This window comes from Actinomyces howellii (assembly GCF_900637165.1).
GTDB classification, from domain to species: Bacteria; Actinomycetota; Actinomycetes; order Actinomycetales; family Actinomycetaceae; genus Actinomyces; species Actinomyces howellii.
Map to the genome: position 1 here is coordinate 2,880,736 of NZ_LR134350.1, position 14,695 is coordinate 2,895,430.

Below are 14,695 nucleotides of genomic sequence, written 5' to 3' on the forward strand. Positions count from 1 at the left end.
AGCCTGCAGCCAGGTCGCCTCAGAGCATGTCGATGATGGCGTTGAGGGTGGCCGAGGGGCGCATGACGGCCTCGGTCAGCTCGTCGTTGGGGTGGTAGTAGCCCCCGATCTCGACGGTCTGGCGCTGGACCGCGGCGAGCTCGGCCTGGATGGTCTCACCCACCGTCTGGAACAGGGTGGCCACGGGCGCGAACCTGGCCGCGAGGTCGGCGTCGGCCTCCTGGGCGGCCAGCTCGGCGGCCCAGTACTGGGCGAGCCAGGCGTGGGAGCCGCGGTTGTCGATGGTTCCCAGGCGGCGGCCCGGGGAGCGGTTCTCCTTGAGCAGGGTCGTCGTGGCGGCGTCGAGGGCGTCCGCCATGACCGCGGCGCGGGTCTTGCCCGTCACGAGCGCGACGTGGCGCAGTGCCTCGGCCAGGGCCAGGAACTCGCCCAGGGAGTCCCACCGCAGGTAGTTGTCGTGGAGGAGCTGGCGCACGTGCTTGGGCGCCGATCCTCCCGCCCCGGTCTCGTAGAGGCCGCCGCCGTTCATGAGCGGCACGACCGAGAGCATCTTCGCGCTCGTCCCCAGCTCCAGGATGGGGAACAGGTCGGTGTTGTAGTCGCGCAGGACGTTGCCGGTCACCGAGATCGTGTCCTGTCCCTGCCTGGCCCGCTCGAGGCTGAGGCGGGTGGCGGCCACCGGGTCGAGGATGCGGATGTCGAGGTCCTCGATGTCCTCCTGGGTCAGGTAGGCGCCGACCAGGGAGGTCAGGACACGGTCGTGGCCGCGGGTGGGGTCGAGCCAGAAGACGGCGGGCGCCCCCGAGGCGCGGGCGCGGGTGACGGCCAGGCGGACCCAGTCGCGCACCGGGGCGTCCTGGGTCTGGCAGGCCCGCCAGATGTCCCCGGCCTCGACCTCGTGGGACAGCAGGACCGTGCCCGCTGGCAGGCCGGTGCCGTCGAGGACGACGATCTCGACCGTGCCGGCGGCGGGCACGAGGAAGGTCTTGTCGTGGCTGCCGTACTCCTCGGCCTTGCGGGCCATGAGGCCGACGTTGGGCACCGAGCCCATCGTGGCCGGGTCGAGGGCCCCGTTGGCCTTGCAGTCCTCGACCACTGCCTCGTAGACCCCGGCGTAGGAGGAGTCGGGGATGACCGCCAGGGTGTCGGCCATCTGCCCCTGGGCGTCCCACATCTTCCCGCCGGAGCGGATCATCGCCGGCATCGAGGCGTCGATGATGACGTCGCTGGGCACGTGCAGGTTCGTGATGCCGTTGTCCGAGTCGACCATGGCGATGCCCGGGCCCTGGGAGAGCTCGGAGGCGATCGAGGCGCGGATCCGCTCGCCGTCGGCGAGCCCGTCCAGACCTGCCAGGATCGAGGCGAGCCCGTCCTCCGGGCGCAGGTCGGCCTCCTCAAGCACCTCCCCGAAGGAGCTGAAGGTGGCCGGCAGCACCGCGCGCACGGCACGGCCGAAGATGAGAGGGTCGGAGACCTTCATCATCGTCGCCTTGAGGTGGACCGACAGCAGGACCTCCTCGGCGGAGGCTGCGGCGACCTGCTCGGTGAGGAAGGCGTCGAGCTCGCGCACGGACATGTAGGTCGCGTCGAGGACCTCGCCGGCCGTCACCGGCAGGGTCTCGCGCAGGACGACGGTGTCGGACCCGTCGGCCGGGCGCAGCCTGATCTGCACGGTGCCGTCGTGCGGGACGATGGTCGACGCCTCGTTGTGGCGGAAGTCGCCTGAGCTCATCATGGCCACGCGGGTGCGTGACTGCGGGCTCCACTCTCCCATCGAGTGCGGGTGGCTGCGGGCGTAGGCCTTGACGGCGATCGGCGCCCGGCGGTCGGAGTTGCCCTCGCGCAGGACCGGGTTGACGGCGCTGCCCTTGACGGCGTCGTAGGCGGCTCGGACCTCGCGCTCGGCGTCGGTGGACGGGGACTCGGGGTAGTCGGGAACCTCGATGCCCTCCGCCTGGAGCTCGGCGATCGCCTTCTTGAGCTGGGGCACCGAGGCGGAGATGTTGGGCAGCTTGATGATCGTGGCCGACTCCGACTGGGTGAGCGTGCCGAGCCTGGCCAGGTCGTCGCTGGCGTGGCCGAAGGCGGCCATGATGCGTCCGGCCAGGGAGATGTCCGCCCGGGCCACGCTCACGTCGGCCGCGCGGGTGAAGCCCTCGACGATGGGCAGCAGCGAGTGTGTCGCGAGCATGGGCGCCTCGTCCGTCAGCGTGTAGACGAGATCGGCGTCCTCGATCTCGACGGCGGGGAAGCGCTGGTCGTCCTGCTGGGTCACTGAGGTCTCCGTGGTCGGCGTGCTGGGCTGATGGCCGCGCGGCGCCGGCGTGCCCGGCCCGCGTGCCCGGGAGACAAGAGTACTGCCAGGGTGTGACGCCCAGGTGACGGGCCCTCTCGGCCGACTGGGCGGTCCCTGCGTGAGGGCCCCGCCGGGGGCGGGCGGCCGGGCAGGGACCGCAGGCGGGCGGCCGGGCAGGTCCTGCAGGCGGCCGGAGGGGACGGTCAGGCGCGCGTCGTCGCGTACCGCCTGGCGACCGCGGCCTGGGCGGCCTCGATGGCCTCACGCTGCTGGCGCCGGTTGCGCATCTCCCAGGCCAGGGACGGGCGCCCCTGGCGGTCGACGGCGGCCAGGGCCAGGCCGGCTCCCAGCGCCGCGCCTCGCAGGAGGCCGGCGAGCGTGGCGCGCCTGTCCTCCCCGCGCACCGCCCACACCGGGTTGTTGATGACGGTCAGCGGCACGTTGAGCGCGGCGAGGAGGCAGGCGCTCGTGCGGGGCGAGGTGCCCGTGGCCAGCCCCAGCCCGGCGGCGACCGTGACCGCACCGGTGGCGCGGGTGAGCATCCTGGCGTCGGAGGTGAGCACTGGCGGCAGCCCCGCGCGCTCGAGGGCGGGCTGAACCCTCTCGAACTTCTCGACGTGGTGCCCCGGGCGTGCGACGGCGTCGATGCCCTCGATGATGAAGGGGGCGGCGAGCAGCGGGCGGGCGACGGCGCGAAGAAGATCCATGGCTCCATCCTCGCCCACGACGGGCGCCGCGGCCAGTGCCTCGCCGGACCGCGGGCCTCGACCGGCCGGGAACTGGTCGGGGCCGCCGGGATCCGGTCGGGAATGCGCGGACCGGCGGTGTCGTTGGCCAGGTGATGACAGCGTGCACAACCACCGCGCCCGCCCGCCGCAGGTCGGCTCCGCCCCGAGCGTCTCGGGGCGCGTCTGGCGGACCAGCCCGCCCGACCGGGGCGGGCTCGCCACGCCGTGCCCTGCGGGGGCTAGGCTCGTGGCCGATGACGGACACCGACGACTTCAGCCCTTCGGACGGCCACGGCCAGGAGCCGCCCGCCGTCGACCTCGACGCCACGGGCGAGTCCCTCGACCGTGCCCCGGCCGGGGAGTCCGACGAGGCCCGGGCCGCCCGCTTCGAGGCCGACGCCCTTCCCTACCTCGACCAGCTCTACGGTGCCGCGCTGCGGATGACCCGCAACTCGGCGGACGCCGAGGACCTGGTCCAGGACACCTACGCCAAGGCCTTCGCCTCCTTCCACCAGTACCGGCCGGGGACCAACCTCAAGGCCTGGCTCTACCGGATCCTGACCAACACCTTCATCAACTCCTACCGCAAGAAGCAGCGTGAGCCGCTGCAGTCCGACGCCGACTCGGTCGAGGACTGGCAGCTCCACCGCGCCGCCTCCCACGACTCCGTGGGCCTGCCCAGCGCCGAGAACCTCGCCCTCGAGCTGCTGCCCGACTCCGAGATCAAGGCGGCCCTGGGCGAGCTGAGCGAGGACCGTCGCCTCGCGGTCTACCTCGCCGACGTCGAGGGCTTCTCCTACAAGGAGATCGCCGAGATCATGGACACCCCGATCGGCACCGTCATGTCCCGCCTCCACCGGGGGCGACGCCAGCTGCGCGAGCTCCTGGCCGACCACGCCCGTCAGCTGGGCTACAGCAGCGATGAGGAGGTGGGCTGAGATGGGGAGCTCCCAGCGTGACGAGCCCTGTTCGTGCTCCGAGGCGCGCGCCCACCTCGAGCGCTTCCTCGACCACGAGTGCGACGGCGACATGACCGCCCGCCTCGAGGCCCACGTCGCCACCTGCGAGCACTGCTCCCGCGTGGCCGACGCCGAGACCCACCTGCGCGACATCCTGCGCTCGCGCTGCGTCGAGCAGGCGCCCCCCGAGCTGCGGGCGAGGGTTCTCGGGCGCCTGTCGCTCCTGCGCTCGGTCTCGAGCGTGAGGACGACGACCGGTTCGGTGACGGTCACCTCAGTCACCTCGGTGACCGTCACCGAGGTGACTTCTGAGACGGTCCCGGGGACGATCTCGGGGACGATCCGCCGCACCCGCGACTGAGGCGCGGGACGGGGCGTGACCGGTGCAACTGGCTTGCCGCTGGCCGCTCCGTGGCGGGTGTGCGAGGATGTCCCGTGTTCCGTGCCCCTGGTGGGGCAGTTTCTCACATCAGGAGGCGACTATGAGCAAGCGCGGGCGCAAGCGTCGTGCACGGGCGGGGAGCAAGGCCAACCACGGCAAGCGTCCCAACGCCTGAGCCCGTGCGCCGGTCCGGGTGGCGCGTCCACCCGGACCCTCGTACCGAAGATCGCGGCGGCACTCTCACGGGGTGCCGCCGCGACGTCGTGCTGGGCGGTCGTGCTGGGCGTGAGGCGTTGGCTCGCAGCGTGTGCCGGCCCACCGTCGAACACGTCACCTTGATCCCGAGTACGTCACTTTTACCGGGGTAGTCGGGCTCAAAGTGACGTGTTCGGCATCCTGGAGGCCGGTCGGGACGACCTGGGCGAGGTGGTGGCCCTGGACCGCCGCGACGAGCGGCAGCGCGCCGAGCCCGTTTTCGAGCACGCTCATCAGACCGCCGCGTCGGCCGTCGGAGAGCGAACGGCCGATCACGAAGAACACGCTCGGCCCAGGAATCACGACAAGAATCACCGACGCCAGGGCAAAGGCGGCAAGTGCTTCGAGCGTGGGCATGCGGCAAGCCTCACTCAGCGCCCGCGCGTGTTGAGGTGACGGCAGCCTTGTCAGTGGGTGATGGTGATCTGCTGGCAGAGCGCGAGTCTGGGTCGTCCGTCGATGCGGCGATAGACGCTCGACATGAGCGCTACGAAGGGCTCCGCGAGGTCTGCGCGAGACGACGCCGCCCGGTAGACGAGAGCAGCGCAGTCCTCTCCCGCCGGGATGAGCCGCGCCTCGGTGATCTCGTATGAATCCCAGCCAGGAGCACCGTCGAGTGAGCCAGCAACATCGTCTCGACTCATCGCCGCACCGTTGACGAGAATGAAGACCGCCTCGAGGGTCATGAGCTGACTGTAGAAGGTGCTGCCCTTTGAGTCGCACAGAGACTGCCACCCCGCATGTTCGACCGCCAGAAGCTCATCCAAGGTGAAGTCACTCATCTCTTTACCATGTCCAGTCGTCGAATGCTCCACAGGACTACAAGCCGCGTGCGGGCCGGTCGCGGAGTGCTGCTCGGTGCGAGCCTTGCACCTCCCGAACCACCCGACGGTTCAGCCTTGTGGAGCACGGCTGTGTTCTGGTCGTCCTCGGCATGGTGCGCGGCACTCTGGGCGTCGAGGCGTGCGTCGGCCCGGTCCTCGGCGGCCACGTGGAGCCGGTCGGTCTCGCTGCCTCGGGTCATGCGGACATAGACCCCCGCAGCACTAATCGTCTCCGAGAGTATCGTGTGCGAGGCGTCAACGGTAGCGCCTTGGACACCGTCCGCGGTCGCAGCGTGGGACAGGTGCGTTTGCTCGGCCACATACTCGGCGGGCAGAGTGACCGCGCGGGGCCTCCTGTGCCCGCTCGCTGCTTCTCTCGCATACACGGCGCTGTCGCCGGTGGCGTGCTGGACTATCCACGGTCGCCGGTTCGCCACCCCGGTCCGGGTGTCGTTCTCGCGGGGTTGGATCAGGTCACTGGCCCCGATACTGAGGCCGTCGCTGCCGGTTGCTGTCACGGCATCGTCGACCTCGCTCCGCTCGATGCGCCCAGTGCGGATACGTTCGTTCACCGCTGCAGCTTCGTCGTTGGTGGCAACGGTGATCGCATCACCATGGGGTGAGTTCCACGCGTTCAGGCCGGAACCTCGCACCGCGCTTGCCGGGGTCTGCGGGCTTGACGACAAGGGTGTCGATCGCCGACACTCCCGCATCCTCACCCGGGTCGGTGGTGGGCAGGGTGGTCGCGGCTAGGCGCGTGATCATGGCCTCGCCGACCAGGGTTTCGATGCCGTGAGCGGATACGACGAGTCCGCCGTGCTCGGGACTTGCTGGCAGCGGTAGGTAGCGGTGGAAGCGTCGCTTCCCGATACATGTCTCGCCCCGGTGCCACCCCGACGACACGAGCGTGTTGTCGCACTTGGCGCAGGTGATCAGCCCCGCCAGCAGGCTCTTGGACGGGCGGTCCACACGCCGGTTGGGATGGTTGACCACCGCCCGGATATGCGCCGTCTCCTCCGGGGTGATGATCGTCTCCCGGTTCCCCGGCCCCAGGATCGCCCGGTCACGGCGTTCCCACGTCGCAGTCGTCTTCGATGCGGGTTCGTAGGCACGCTGCCCGGAGATACGCGCCGAGCCGTGGATCGAGCCGACCGTGCTCTCGTACCACGCGTTCAACTCACTCGTGCCCTTGCTGGGCGTGAGGCGCCGACTCGCCGTCTCGCGGGGTCACTCCCGCGGTGGCTGGGCCCAGGGAGCCCGGCCGCCGCGCAGGAGCGAGCTGACCTCGGTGAGGTGCTCGCGCCAGTCACCCCCGGTGTCGGTCTCGTACCAGTTGCGCAGCGCCGCGACGAGCATCCCCGTGACCGTCGAGCTTAGGACGCGTGCCTCGGGGAAGGTCCACCGTCCCGTGCCTGCCAGGACCCGGGCGAACTCGTCGATGCGCTCCTCGATGATGAGGTAGCCGGCGGCGCGTACCCCGGGGACCTCCATCCACAGGCGTATGCGCGTACGGGTGGAGGCGTCCTCGATGACGAAGTGCTCCTCCCAGATCGAGTCGAGGGCAGCCAGGAACGCGCTGGCCGGGTCCGCGCCGCGTGCCACGTGATAGCCGACGGCGGCAAGGAGGGGCTCGTCGTACTCGTCGCGCACGACCAGACCCTCCTTCGTGCCGAAGTAGCGGTAGACCGTCGAGGGGGAGACCTCGGCGGCGGCGGCGATCTGCTCGATGCTCACTGCGTCGAAGTCGTTCGCCGAGAACAGGGCGAGGGCGGTCTCCTGGATGTGGTGCATCGTGGCGGCCTTCTTGCGCGCTCGCAGTCCTGGCTGCGGCGCGTCCTCGGTGGCTGCGTGCTGCCGGTCAGCCACGTGGGCAGGGGCAGGCGCCCGGGTGTCCGCGTGCGCCGCCGGACTCTCGGGCCGCAGGTCCTTGGGCGCCACAGATCCTCCTTGAGCAGCCTCTTCCCGCCATATGGCGACAGCGCCACGCTATCATGTACAGTGACTGTCATGAGAGAGTCACTGTCAGAACTGGTCGTCTGTGCCGAGGGGCTTGTCAAGTCCTTTGGGCGCACCCGTGCCCTCGACGGTCTCGACCTGGGTGTGCGGGTCGGGGAGGTGCACGGGTTCCTCGGCCCCAACGGAGCGGGTAAGTCAACGACGATCCGCGCGCTGCTGGGGCAGATCCGTCTCGACTCCGGCACGGTGGAGGTCCTTGGGATGCCGGCGTGGTCCCGGGCTGTCGACATCCATGCCCGCCTGGCCTACGTCCCCGGCGACACCCAGCTGTGGCCCGGCCTGTCCGGTGGGGAGTGCATCGACCTGCTCGGGGGCCTCCAGGGATCGGTGAGCCCGTCACGACGCGACGAGCTCATCGAGCGCTTCGAGCTCGACCCCGGCCGGCGCCTGCGGACCTACTCGAAGGGAAACCGTCAGAAGGTGGCACTCATCGCGGCGCTGTCCACTGAAGCCGAGCTCCTCGTCCTCGACGAGCCGACCTCGGGGCTCGACCCGCTTATGGAGGTCGTCTTCCAGGAGGTGGTCGCCGAACGAGCCGCCCAGGGCGTCACGGTCCTCCTGTCGAGCCACATCCTTGCCGAGGTCGAGGCCCTGTGCGACTCGGTGACGGTCATCCGCGCCGGGCGGACCGTGTCGAGCGGTCCCCTGGAGGAGCTGCGCCGCCAGGCTCCGACTGCCGTCGAGGCGATCACCTCGAGCGAGCCCCGCGGCCTGGCGGCAATTGCCGGCGTGACCGGGCTCGAGCGCGACCGAGACGCCCGGGGACCCCGGACCCGCCTGCTCGTGGCAGGCCGGGGGCTGGCCGCGGTCATCGGGGCGCTCAGTGCCGCGGGCATCACCCACCTGTCGGTCCGACCGCCCAGCGTCGAGCAGCTCTTCATGGCGCACTACGCGCAGCGTGCCGACGCCGCCTCCCCGGACGGCGTGTCATGAGCCGGCTGCGGCCCGCTGCCGGGCAGCGGCCCCTGGCCGCAACGGCGCGCCTCGTGCTCCTGGGGGCCCGCACCGCCAGGACGTGGCTGATCGCCGTCCCGCTCCTGACGGCCGGGCTCGTCCTGGGCGTGGCCAGGAGCATCGAGGCGCTCTACCCCACCATCGACCAACGGCTGGCCTACGCCCGGTGGGTCGAGGTCTCCCCGGGTACCGTCGCCTTCAACGGCCAGGGGTACGGGTTGACCACCCTGGGAGGGATCGCCGCCTACGAGGTCGGTTTCATGGGGCAGATCCTCTTCCCGACCCTGGGAGTCGTGCTCGCCGTGCGACTGACCCGCCAGGAGGAGGAGTCAGGTCGCTGCGAGCTGGTCACCGCGGCGGCGGTCGGCAGGCTCGCACCGCTGACGGCGGCGACCGTGCTCCTGTGGGCGTCCGTGGTCGGCGGAGCGATCCTCTCGGCCGTCGGGATGGTGGCCCTCGACCTGCCCGTGGCGGGCTCGGTCTGGTATGCCGTCAGCGTGGCCGCCTGCACCCTCTTCTTCGCCTCGGCGGGCACTCTCCTGGCTCAGCTGTGTCAGAGCGTCCGAACGGCCGTGCTCCTCGGGCTGAGCCTGACGGCAGTCGCCTTCCTCTCGCGGGCCGCAGGCGACACCGTGGGCTCGCGGGCCGCCCTCCTCAGCCCCTTGGGGTGGTTTCCTGAGGTCCGGGCCTTCGACGCCCCGCAGGCATGGCCCCTGTTCGCCTACGGGGTCGGCACGGCCCTTCAGTTGGTGGTCACCGCCGTCGTGGCCCGCAGGCGCGACCTCGGCGCAGGAGCGATCGCCCCGCGGCGCGGCCGGGAGCGCGCCCGCCGGTGGCTGGCGACCAGCTGCGGCCTGGCCTGGCGCGTGTGCGGACCCGGCATGATCGGCTGGCTCACCCTGGCCTGCGTCTGGGCGCTGGTCATGGGGCTTCTGGGCCAGGAGGTAAAGGACATGGCCCAGACCAACCCCGCCGTGCTCACGGCGCTGGGTGTGCAGCGGGGGACCGACCTGCTCGTCATGCTCGCCACGATCGTCATGAGCGCCAGCGCCGTGGCCGTCGGGAGCCAGGCCGGAGCGCGACTGGCGGCCGAGGAGGCTTCTGGGCGCCTGGGTGCGGCAACCTCCACTCGGGTGCCCCGGACGCGTGCGTGGCTGGCCTGGTGGGCGGTGGCCCTCCTCGGGGCACAGCTCGTGCTCGGTACCTCCTGCCTCCTGCTGGGCCTGAGCACGTGGGCCGTCACCGGGGACCGGGCCGACATGACCACGGCAGTCTCGGTCGGGATCGGCTACTCGGTGCCGGTGGCCTGTGCCGTCTGCCTGTGCTCCGCCCTGGCGGCCTGCGGACCGCGGTGGGCCCCAGCGGGGTGGTTGGTCCTGGGCTGGATACTCGTCGTGGGCTTCCTGGCCCAGGCTCTCAGGCTCCCGGAGTGGTCCCGCGACCTCTCGCCTCTCCATCTCGTGGGCAGGCTCCCGGTCGACGCCGTTGACGGTCTCGCCGTGGCGGGCCTGGCGCTGGCGGCAGCGCTGCTGCTGGGTGCCTCCGTCGTGGTCTTTCGTCGTCGGGACCTGGTTGCAGGGTAGGTCGTGCGGGAGCGGAGGGGCGAGCCCGTGCCGCGCTATTGAGAATGATAATCATAAAGTTAAGGTGGGTGCTGGGCGCTCCCGAGGGGTGGCCTCCTTGCTGGGGAGGCAGTAAGGTAAGGCGAACCTAAGGTTCTGCTCCACTGTCGTCGCTCGTGAACTAAGGATGTCCGTGACCACCCGCGACCTCGTCAACAGCGGCGTCTTCTCCGCCGTCTACTTCGTGCTGCTCTTCTCCACCGGGATGCTCGGTGTCATCAACCCCGCGATGATGTTCGTCGGTTTCGCCTTGGGCATCATCGCCAACGGGGTGACCCTCGCGCTGTACCGGGCTCGGGTCCGCAAGGTCGGGGCCATGGCGGTCCTCGGCGTCGTGGTCGGTCTACTCATGATGCTCAGCGGCCACCCCTGGTACCTGTTCACCATCTCGGGTCTCCTGGGCCTGGTCAGTGACCTGATCGCCGCGGGGCGCAAGTTCCGCGACCCCAGGACCAACGCCCTGGCCTACGCCGTACTGTCGCTGTGGTACGTCGGGCCGTGGCTGCCCATGATCCTCAACCGTGAGGCGTACCGGGCCTACATCGCTGACTCCATGGGGCAGGCCTACGCTGACTCCCTGGCCTGGTTCTTTTCCCCGACGATGCTCGCAGCCTGGGGCGTCTGCGTCTTCGTGTTGGGGCTGGTCGGCGGTGCGTTCGGCAACTCGGTCCTCCAGCGGCACTTCGCCAAGGCGGGTCTGGCCGGATGACGACCACGGTCAGGTCGGCGCACTCGGCGCCCGCCGCGCCCCGGGCGGATGCTGCTGCTCAGGAGTTCGGTCCCGGTGGGAGCGTCGAGGTGCTGCTGGGCGCCGGCCGTGGCGTGAGGCCCGACCCTCGTACGGCACTGGTCGCTGTTGTCGTCCTCAACGGTGCCGCGCTGTCCGTTGGTGAGCTGGCGCCGAGCCTCATGGCAGGGGTGATCGGGTGGATCGCCCTGGCCAGCATCGGGGCCTGGGGTCTGCTGTCCGGGTTCGCCTGCGCCGAGCTCGTCTGCGTGGCGTGCCTCTACCTGGTGCCGCTGGCCGGTCCCTCGGTGCTGGGCGCCGTCGTGGTGACGACCGCCTACTGGGTGCTGCGCGTGACGGTGGCCACTGCCGTGGCCGTCTACGCGGTCCAGGTGGTCCAGGTGGGTGAGCTCCTCGTGGCCTTGCGCTCGATGCGAGTGCCGGTGGCCCTCACGGTACCGGTGCTCGTGCTTCTGCGCTTCCTCCCGGTAGCCGCCAAGGAGTACCGCGCCGTGTGCGACGCCATGGTCCTGCGTGGAATCGCCCCGGCGTAGGTGTGCTGCTCCACCCACTGCGCTTCCTGGAGCACTTGCTCGTGCCCTTCTTGGCCTCGTGCACACGGGTCGCCGATGAGATGAGCGCCGCCGCCACCTTGCGCGGCCTGGGCTCGACCACCCGCCCCACCAGCCTGACGCGGCTGCGCCTCGGGCTGCCCGACCTCGTGTGGGCCCTCGCCCTGGTGGCGACGGTGGTCACCAGCCGGCTCCTGATCTCGGGCGGAGGACCGAGGTGACCCACTCGACCACGACGTCGGCCCTGCGCGTGGAGGACCTCAGCTTCACCTACGAGGCCGCCGCGCACCCGGCAACCGGTCCCGAGCCACAGGACGGCGCGAGCTCCCCGGCTCAGGCCCTGAGCGGGGTCGACCTGGACCTTCCCCGCGGCAGCCTCACGTTGGTCACCGGCGCCTCAGGGTGCGGAAAGTCGACGCTGCTCAAGACCCTGAACGGCCTGGTACCGCACCTGTGGGGCGGTGACCTCTCCGGTCGGGTCGAGGTCCAGGGCGCGCTGGCTACCGCGCTGAGTCCTGCAGAGCTCGGCCGCCTGTCCGGATCGGTCTTCCAGAACCCCCGTACCCAGTTCTTCACGACCACCGTCCTCCAGGAGCTCGCCTTCGCCTCGGAGAACGCGGGGGAGCCCCGCCCGGTCATCGCCGAGCAGGTCAGCAGAGCCGCCACCCTGTTCGGCATCACCGGTCTGCTGGGTCACCGTCTGGACGCCCTGTCCGGCGGGCAGCTTCAGAGGGTCGCGTGCGCGGTCGCCACCACGGGCAACGGGAACCTGCTGCTGCTTGACGAGCCCAGCTCCAACCTCTCACCCGAGGCGATCGACGACGTGGCCCGGGTACTGGGGGACCTCAAGGGCGCCGGGTGGAGCGTCGTCGTCGCCGAGCACCGCCTCCACTTCCTGGCCGGGCTCGCGGACCGCGTGGTGGTCATGGACGGCGGACGCGTCACCCGAGACTGCACGGGAGCCGAGTTCTTCGCCACCCCGGAGGACCAGCGCCTGGCCGCAGGGCTGCGGAGCCTGCGGCGCCCAGGGGGGACCCGGCGGCTGAGGCTCCTGCCCGCCGACCCCGCGGCGCCCCCGCTGGACCACGGGATCAGCGTGCGCGGCCTGCGCTTCTCCTACGGTCGTGGTGGCACCCCGGTTCTGGAGCTGCCCGCCCTCGACCTGCCTGCCGGGGAGGTCACCGTCCTGACCGGGGACAACGGGGTCGGCAAGTCCACCCTCGCTCGGGTGCTCGTCGGGCTGGCCGGGGCCGCGCGCGGTTCACGCATCACGATCGACGGCAAGGCGATGGGCGCCCGCGCCCGCACCACCTGCTCCGCCCTGGTGATGCAGGACGTCAACCGCCAGCTCTTCGCAGCATCAGCCCGTCAGGAGGTCGCCTTGGGCTCGGTGGAGTGCGGCGAGGCCGACGTCGACGAGCTCCTGGAGTCCTTCGGTCTGTCTGAGATGGCCGACCGTCATCCCATGTCCTTGTCCGGCGGTCAGAAGCAGCGCCTGGTGGTGGCCGCCGCCGTGGCCTCGGACGCCTCCTTCTACGTCTTTGACGAGCCGACCTCCGGCGTCGACCACCGCCACCTGCGCGCCATCGCGGCACGGCTGCGCACCCTCGCCTCGCAAGGGTCCACCGTCCTGGTCATCTCCCACGACCCGGAGCTCATCGAGGCCGTCGCCGACCGGGAGTGCCACCTCCAGTCGTGGACGCCCGAGCTCGGCAACCGCGCCCGCACCTGGCAGCTCGCTCCACCTACCGATCCCGAGCCCAGCGGCAGCCCGAGACCCAGCCACAGAACCCAAGGATGACGATGAACGACACCACCACCGTGCGCCGAGTCGCGCCGGTCCGGGACGAGGGCGTCCCGCTCGGTGCCGACACGAAGCTCGACACCCGAGCGGGCCGGAGCGCCCTGTCCGACCTTCTACGACCAGTCCGCGGACCCCTGTGGATCGGACGGATCCTCGCCGTCGGCTCCGCCGTCCTGGGGGTCTTCCCCTTCGTAGCACTGGTGGCCATCGGCAACCACCTCACCCAGGCATGGTACGACGGCGTCCCACCCGATCGCGCCGTCGTCCACGGGGCGCTCGTGCTCCTCCTGGGCACGTTCACCGGGCGGCTCTTCGTCTACTTTCTTGCGCTCATGTCCACCCACCTGGCCGATGTCGTGCTCGTCGGCTCCATCAGGACGCGGCTGGTCGAGCGGCTGGGCGGCGTGCCCCTGGCCTGGTTCTCGGCCAACACCTCCGGACACGTGCGCAAGGTGCTCCAGGACGACGTCCAGAACCTCCACACGCTGGTGGCGCACCGGCCCGTCGACATGGTCTCGTCGGTCGCCATGCCCATCGCGCTGGCCGCCTACACGTTCATCATCGACTGGCGGCTCGGTGTGCTGACCATCGTCTGTGTCCCGGTCTACCTGGTGGTCTACGCCTTCTTCATGCGCGGCTCGACCGATCGGAGCCTGGAGCTGGACCGCAAGCTCGACCGGGTCTCGGCCTCAATGGTCGAATTCGTCGCCGGGATCCAGGTGGTCAAGGCCTTCGGCATCACCGGCAAGGCGCACCACCGCTACGCCAGGGCCGCCCAGGACACCGTGGACTTCATCGAGGAGTGGAACAGGCCGATGGTCAATGCCGCGGCGCTGACCTCCGCCGTCGCCTCCACGCCCATGATCGTACTGCTCACCGGAGGCGCGGGTGCGTGGATGACGGGACGCGCCTGGGTCACCCCCGTCGAGGTGGTCGTCACCTGCCTGGCGGCCATCACACTGCCCAACTCCATCAACCAGGTCACCAGTCTGATCTGGAACTACCAGATGGCCGGCGCCGCCGCCGCTCGCATCTTGGCGGTGCTCAACCTTCCGGTCATGGAGGTGCCCGGCGAGGCCGGTCCCGTCCCCGCGGACTGCGAGGTCCGCCTGGAGGGCGTGAGAGTGTCCTACGGGCAGACCGTCGCCCTGGACGACGTCGACCTCACCCTGGCCCCAGGGACGCTCACCGCGCTCATCGGGCCCTCCGGGGCCGGCAAGTCCTCGCTCGCCGGGCTGGTTGCCCGGTTCCGGGACCCCGACGCAGGCACGGTGCGTCTGGGCGGGGTCGACCTACGCGAGCTGACCACCGAGCAGCTCTACTCCCGGATCGCCTTCGTCCTCCAGGACGCCCAGGTCCTGCGCGCCTCCGTGCACGACAACATCGCCCTGGGCCGCCCTGGTGCCTCGCGCGCCGAGGTCGAGCAGGCGGCTCGGCGCGCCCGGGTCCATGACGAGAATCATGGCCCTGCCGCGCGGTTACGACACCGTGCTCGGCTCCGAGACACGGCTCTCCGGCGGGCAGGAGCAGCGCATCGGGATCGCCAGGGCGCTGCT

16 protein-coding genes and 2 pseudogenes are annotated in these 14,695 nt (G+C 70.8%); 11 read left to right on the top strand and 7 right to left on the bottom strand.

Annotated features, from left to right (window positions below; genetic code table 11):
- Positions 1–19 precede the first annotated feature (19 nt).
- Entirely contained in the window at positions 20–2,275 is a 2,256-nt protein-coding gene (locus EL245_RS12025) for an NADP-dependent isocitrate dehydrogenase (RefSeq protein ID WP_269471392.1), read from the bottom strand.
- Between the two features lie 224 nt (positions 2,276–2,499).
- Positions 2,500–3,003: a DoxX family membrane protein gene (locus tag EL245_RS12030; protein ID WP_126383447.1), complete on the bottom strand. Its 504-nt coding sequence runs from the start codon at positions 3,001–3,003 to the stop codon at positions 2,500–2,502.
- A gap of 275 nt (positions 3,004–3,278) precedes the next feature.
- On the opposite strand from EL245_RS12030, the gene EL245_RS12035 reads away from it, so the two are divergent.
- The 3 genes from EL245_RS12035 (at position 3,279) to EL245_RS14040 (ending at position 4,540) form a co-directional block, all read left to right on the top strand.
- Positions 3,279–3,962: a sigma-70 family RNA polymerase sigma factor gene (locus EL245_RS12035; protein ID WP_126383449.1), complete on the top strand. Its 684-nt coding sequence runs from the start codon at positions 3,279–3,281 to the stop codon at positions 3,960–3,962.
- Position 3,963: 1 nt separating this feature from the next.
- Entirely contained in the window at positions 3,964–4,344 is a 381-nt protein-coding gene (gene rsrA, locus EL245_RS12040) for a mycothiol system anti-sigma-R factor (protein WP_126383451.1), read from the top strand.
- A 121-nt stretch (positions 4,345–4,465) separates the two neighbouring features.
- Positions 4,466–4,540 carry a 50S ribosomal protein bL37 gene (locus EL245_RS14040; RefSeq protein WP_126384515.1) on the top strand — a complete coding sequence of 25 codons (75 nt, stop codon included), beginning with the start codon at positions 4,466–4,468 and terminating at the stop codon, positions 4,538–4,540.
- A 155-nt stretch (positions 4,541–4,695) separates the two neighbouring features.
- On the opposite strand, the gene EL245_RS13435 is transcribed toward EL245_RS14040, so the two are convergent.
- Genes EL245_RS13435 through EL245_RS12070 form a run of 5 tightly spaced genes read right to left on the bottom strand, consistent with a single transcriptional unit; the run spans position 4,696 to position 7,382 of the window.
- Positions 4,696–4,977 (bottom strand): hypothetical protein, encoded by a 282-nt coding sequence (locus EL245_RS13435; RefSeq protein ID WP_197719417.1) that lies wholly within the window; start codon positions 4,975–4,977, stop codon positions 4,696–4,698.
- 50 nt (positions 4,978–5,027) lie between these two features.
- A complete protein-coding gene (locus tag EL245_RS12055) occupies positions 5,028–5,402 on the bottom strand; it encodes a nuclear transport factor 2 family protein (protein ID WP_126383453.1) in 375 nt (124 codons plus the stop codon).
- On the bottom strand, positions 5,399–6,016 hold the full coding sequence (locus EL245_RS12060) for a hypothetical protein (RefSeq protein ID WP_197719418.1): 618 nt from the start codon (positions 6,014–6,016) through the stop codon (positions 5,399–5,401). The genes EL245_RS12055 and EL245_RS12060 overlap by 4 nt, the downstream gene beginning before the upstream one ends.
- Positions 6,017–6,053: 37 nt before the next feature.
- A complete protein-coding gene (locus EL245_RS12065) occupies positions 6,054–6,620 on the bottom strand; it encodes a zinc ribbon domain-containing protein (protein ID WP_197719419.1) in 567 nt (188 codons plus the stop codon).
- Positions 6,621–6,671: 51 nt separating this feature from the next.
- Positions 6,672–7,382, bottom strand: a complete 711-nt coding sequence (locus EL245_RS12070) for a TetR/AcrR family transcriptional regulator (protein WP_232009767.1) — start codon at positions 7,380–7,382, stop codon at positions 6,672–6,674.
- Between the two features lie 69 nt (positions 7,383–7,451).
- Between EL245_RS12070 and EL245_RS12075 the strand changes: the two genes are divergently transcribed.
- From EL245_RS12075 to EL245_RS13915, 8 genes and pseudogenes are all read left to right on the top strand, one after another.
- Positions 7,452–8,393 carry an ABC transporter ATP-binding protein gene (locus EL245_RS12075; RefSeq protein WP_126383455.1) on the top strand — a complete coding sequence of 314 codons (942 nt, stop codon included), beginning with the start codon at positions 7,452–7,454 and terminating at the stop codon, positions 8,391–8,393.
- Positions 8,390–9,997, top strand: a complete 1,608-nt coding sequence (locus tag EL245_RS12080) for an ABC transporter permease (RefSeq protein WP_126383457.1) — start codon at positions 8,390–8,392, stop codon at positions 9,995–9,997. Before EL245_RS12075 ends, EL245_RS12080 begins: the two co-directional genes overlap by 4 nt.
- A 166-nt stretch (positions 9,998–10,163) precedes the next feature.
- Complete coding sequence (locus tag EL245_RS12085) at positions 10,164–10,745, top strand: MptD family putative ECF transporter S component (protein WP_408608373.1); 582 nt, start codon at positions 10,164–10,166, stop codon at positions 10,743–10,745.
- Positions 10,742–11,317, top strand: a complete 576-nt coding sequence (locus EL245_RS12090; protein WP_126383461.1) for a hypothetical protein — start codon at positions 10,742–10,744, stop codon at positions 11,315–11,317. The genes EL245_RS12085 and EL245_RS12090 overlap by 4 nt, the downstream gene beginning before the upstream one ends.
- Positions 11,318–11,319: 2 nt before the next feature.
- Positions 11,320–11,556 carry a hypothetical protein gene (locus tag EL245_RS12095; RefSeq protein ID WP_126383463.1) on the top strand — a complete coding sequence of 79 codons (237 nt, stop codon included), beginning with the start codon at positions 11,320–11,322 and terminating at the stop codon, positions 11,554–11,556.
- Positions 11,553–13,136: an ABC transporter ATP-binding protein gene (locus tag EL245_RS12100; protein ID WP_232009768.1), complete on the top strand. Its 1,584-nt coding sequence runs from the start codon at positions 11,553–11,555 to the stop codon at positions 13,134–13,136. The genes EL245_RS12095 and EL245_RS12100 overlap by 4 nt, the downstream gene beginning before the upstream one ends.
- Before the next feature lie 2 nt (positions 13,137–13,138).
- Positions 13,139–14,542: pseudogene (locus tag EL245_RS12105) on the top strand (ABC transporter ATP-binding protein); the annotation flags it as partial.
- Between the two features lie 58 nt (positions 14,543–14,600).
- Positions 14,601–14,687: pseudogene (locus EL245_RS13915) on the top strand (hypothetical protein); the annotation flags it as partial.
- Positions 14,688–14,695: the final 8 nt, after the last annotated feature.

Bases quoted from the DNA above. Each gene is read 5' to 3' on its own strand.
- EL245_RS12030 (WP_126383447.1), bottom strand. From the start codon at position 3,003: ATGGATCTTCTTCGCGCCGTCGCCCGCCCGCTGCTCGCCGCCCCCTTC.
- EL245_RS12035 (WP_126383449.1), top strand. From the start codon at position 3,279: ATGACGGACACCGACGACTTCAGCCCTTCGGACGGCCACGGCCAGGAG.
- rsrA (WP_126383451.1), top strand. From the start codon at position 3,964: ATGGGGAGCTCCCAGCGTGACGAGCCCTGTTCGTGCTCCGAGGCGCGC.
- EL245_RS13435 (WP_197719417.1), bottom strand. From the start codon at position 4,977: ATGCCCACGCTCGAAGCACTTGCCGCCTTTGCCCTGGCGTCGGTGATT.
- EL245_RS12055 (WP_126383453.1), bottom strand. From the start codon at position 5,402: ATGAGTGACTTCACCTTGGATGAGCTTCTGGCGGTCGAACATGCGGGG.
- EL245_RS12075 (WP_126383455.1), top strand. From the start codon at position 7,452: ATGAGAGAGTCACTGTCAGAACTGGTCGTCTGTGCCGAGGGGCTTGTC.
- EL245_RS12080 (WP_126383457.1), top strand. From the start codon at position 8,390: ATGAGCCGGCTGCGGCCCGCTGCCGGGCAGCGGCCCCTGGCCGCAACG.
- EL245_RS12085 (WP_408608373.1), top strand. From the start codon at position 10,164: ATGTCCGTGACCACCCGCGACCTCGTCAACAGCGGCGTCTTCTCCGCC.
- EL245_RS12090 (WP_126383461.1), top strand. From the start codon at position 10,742: ATGACGACCACGGTCAGGTCGGCGCACTCGGCGCCCGCCGCGCCCCGG.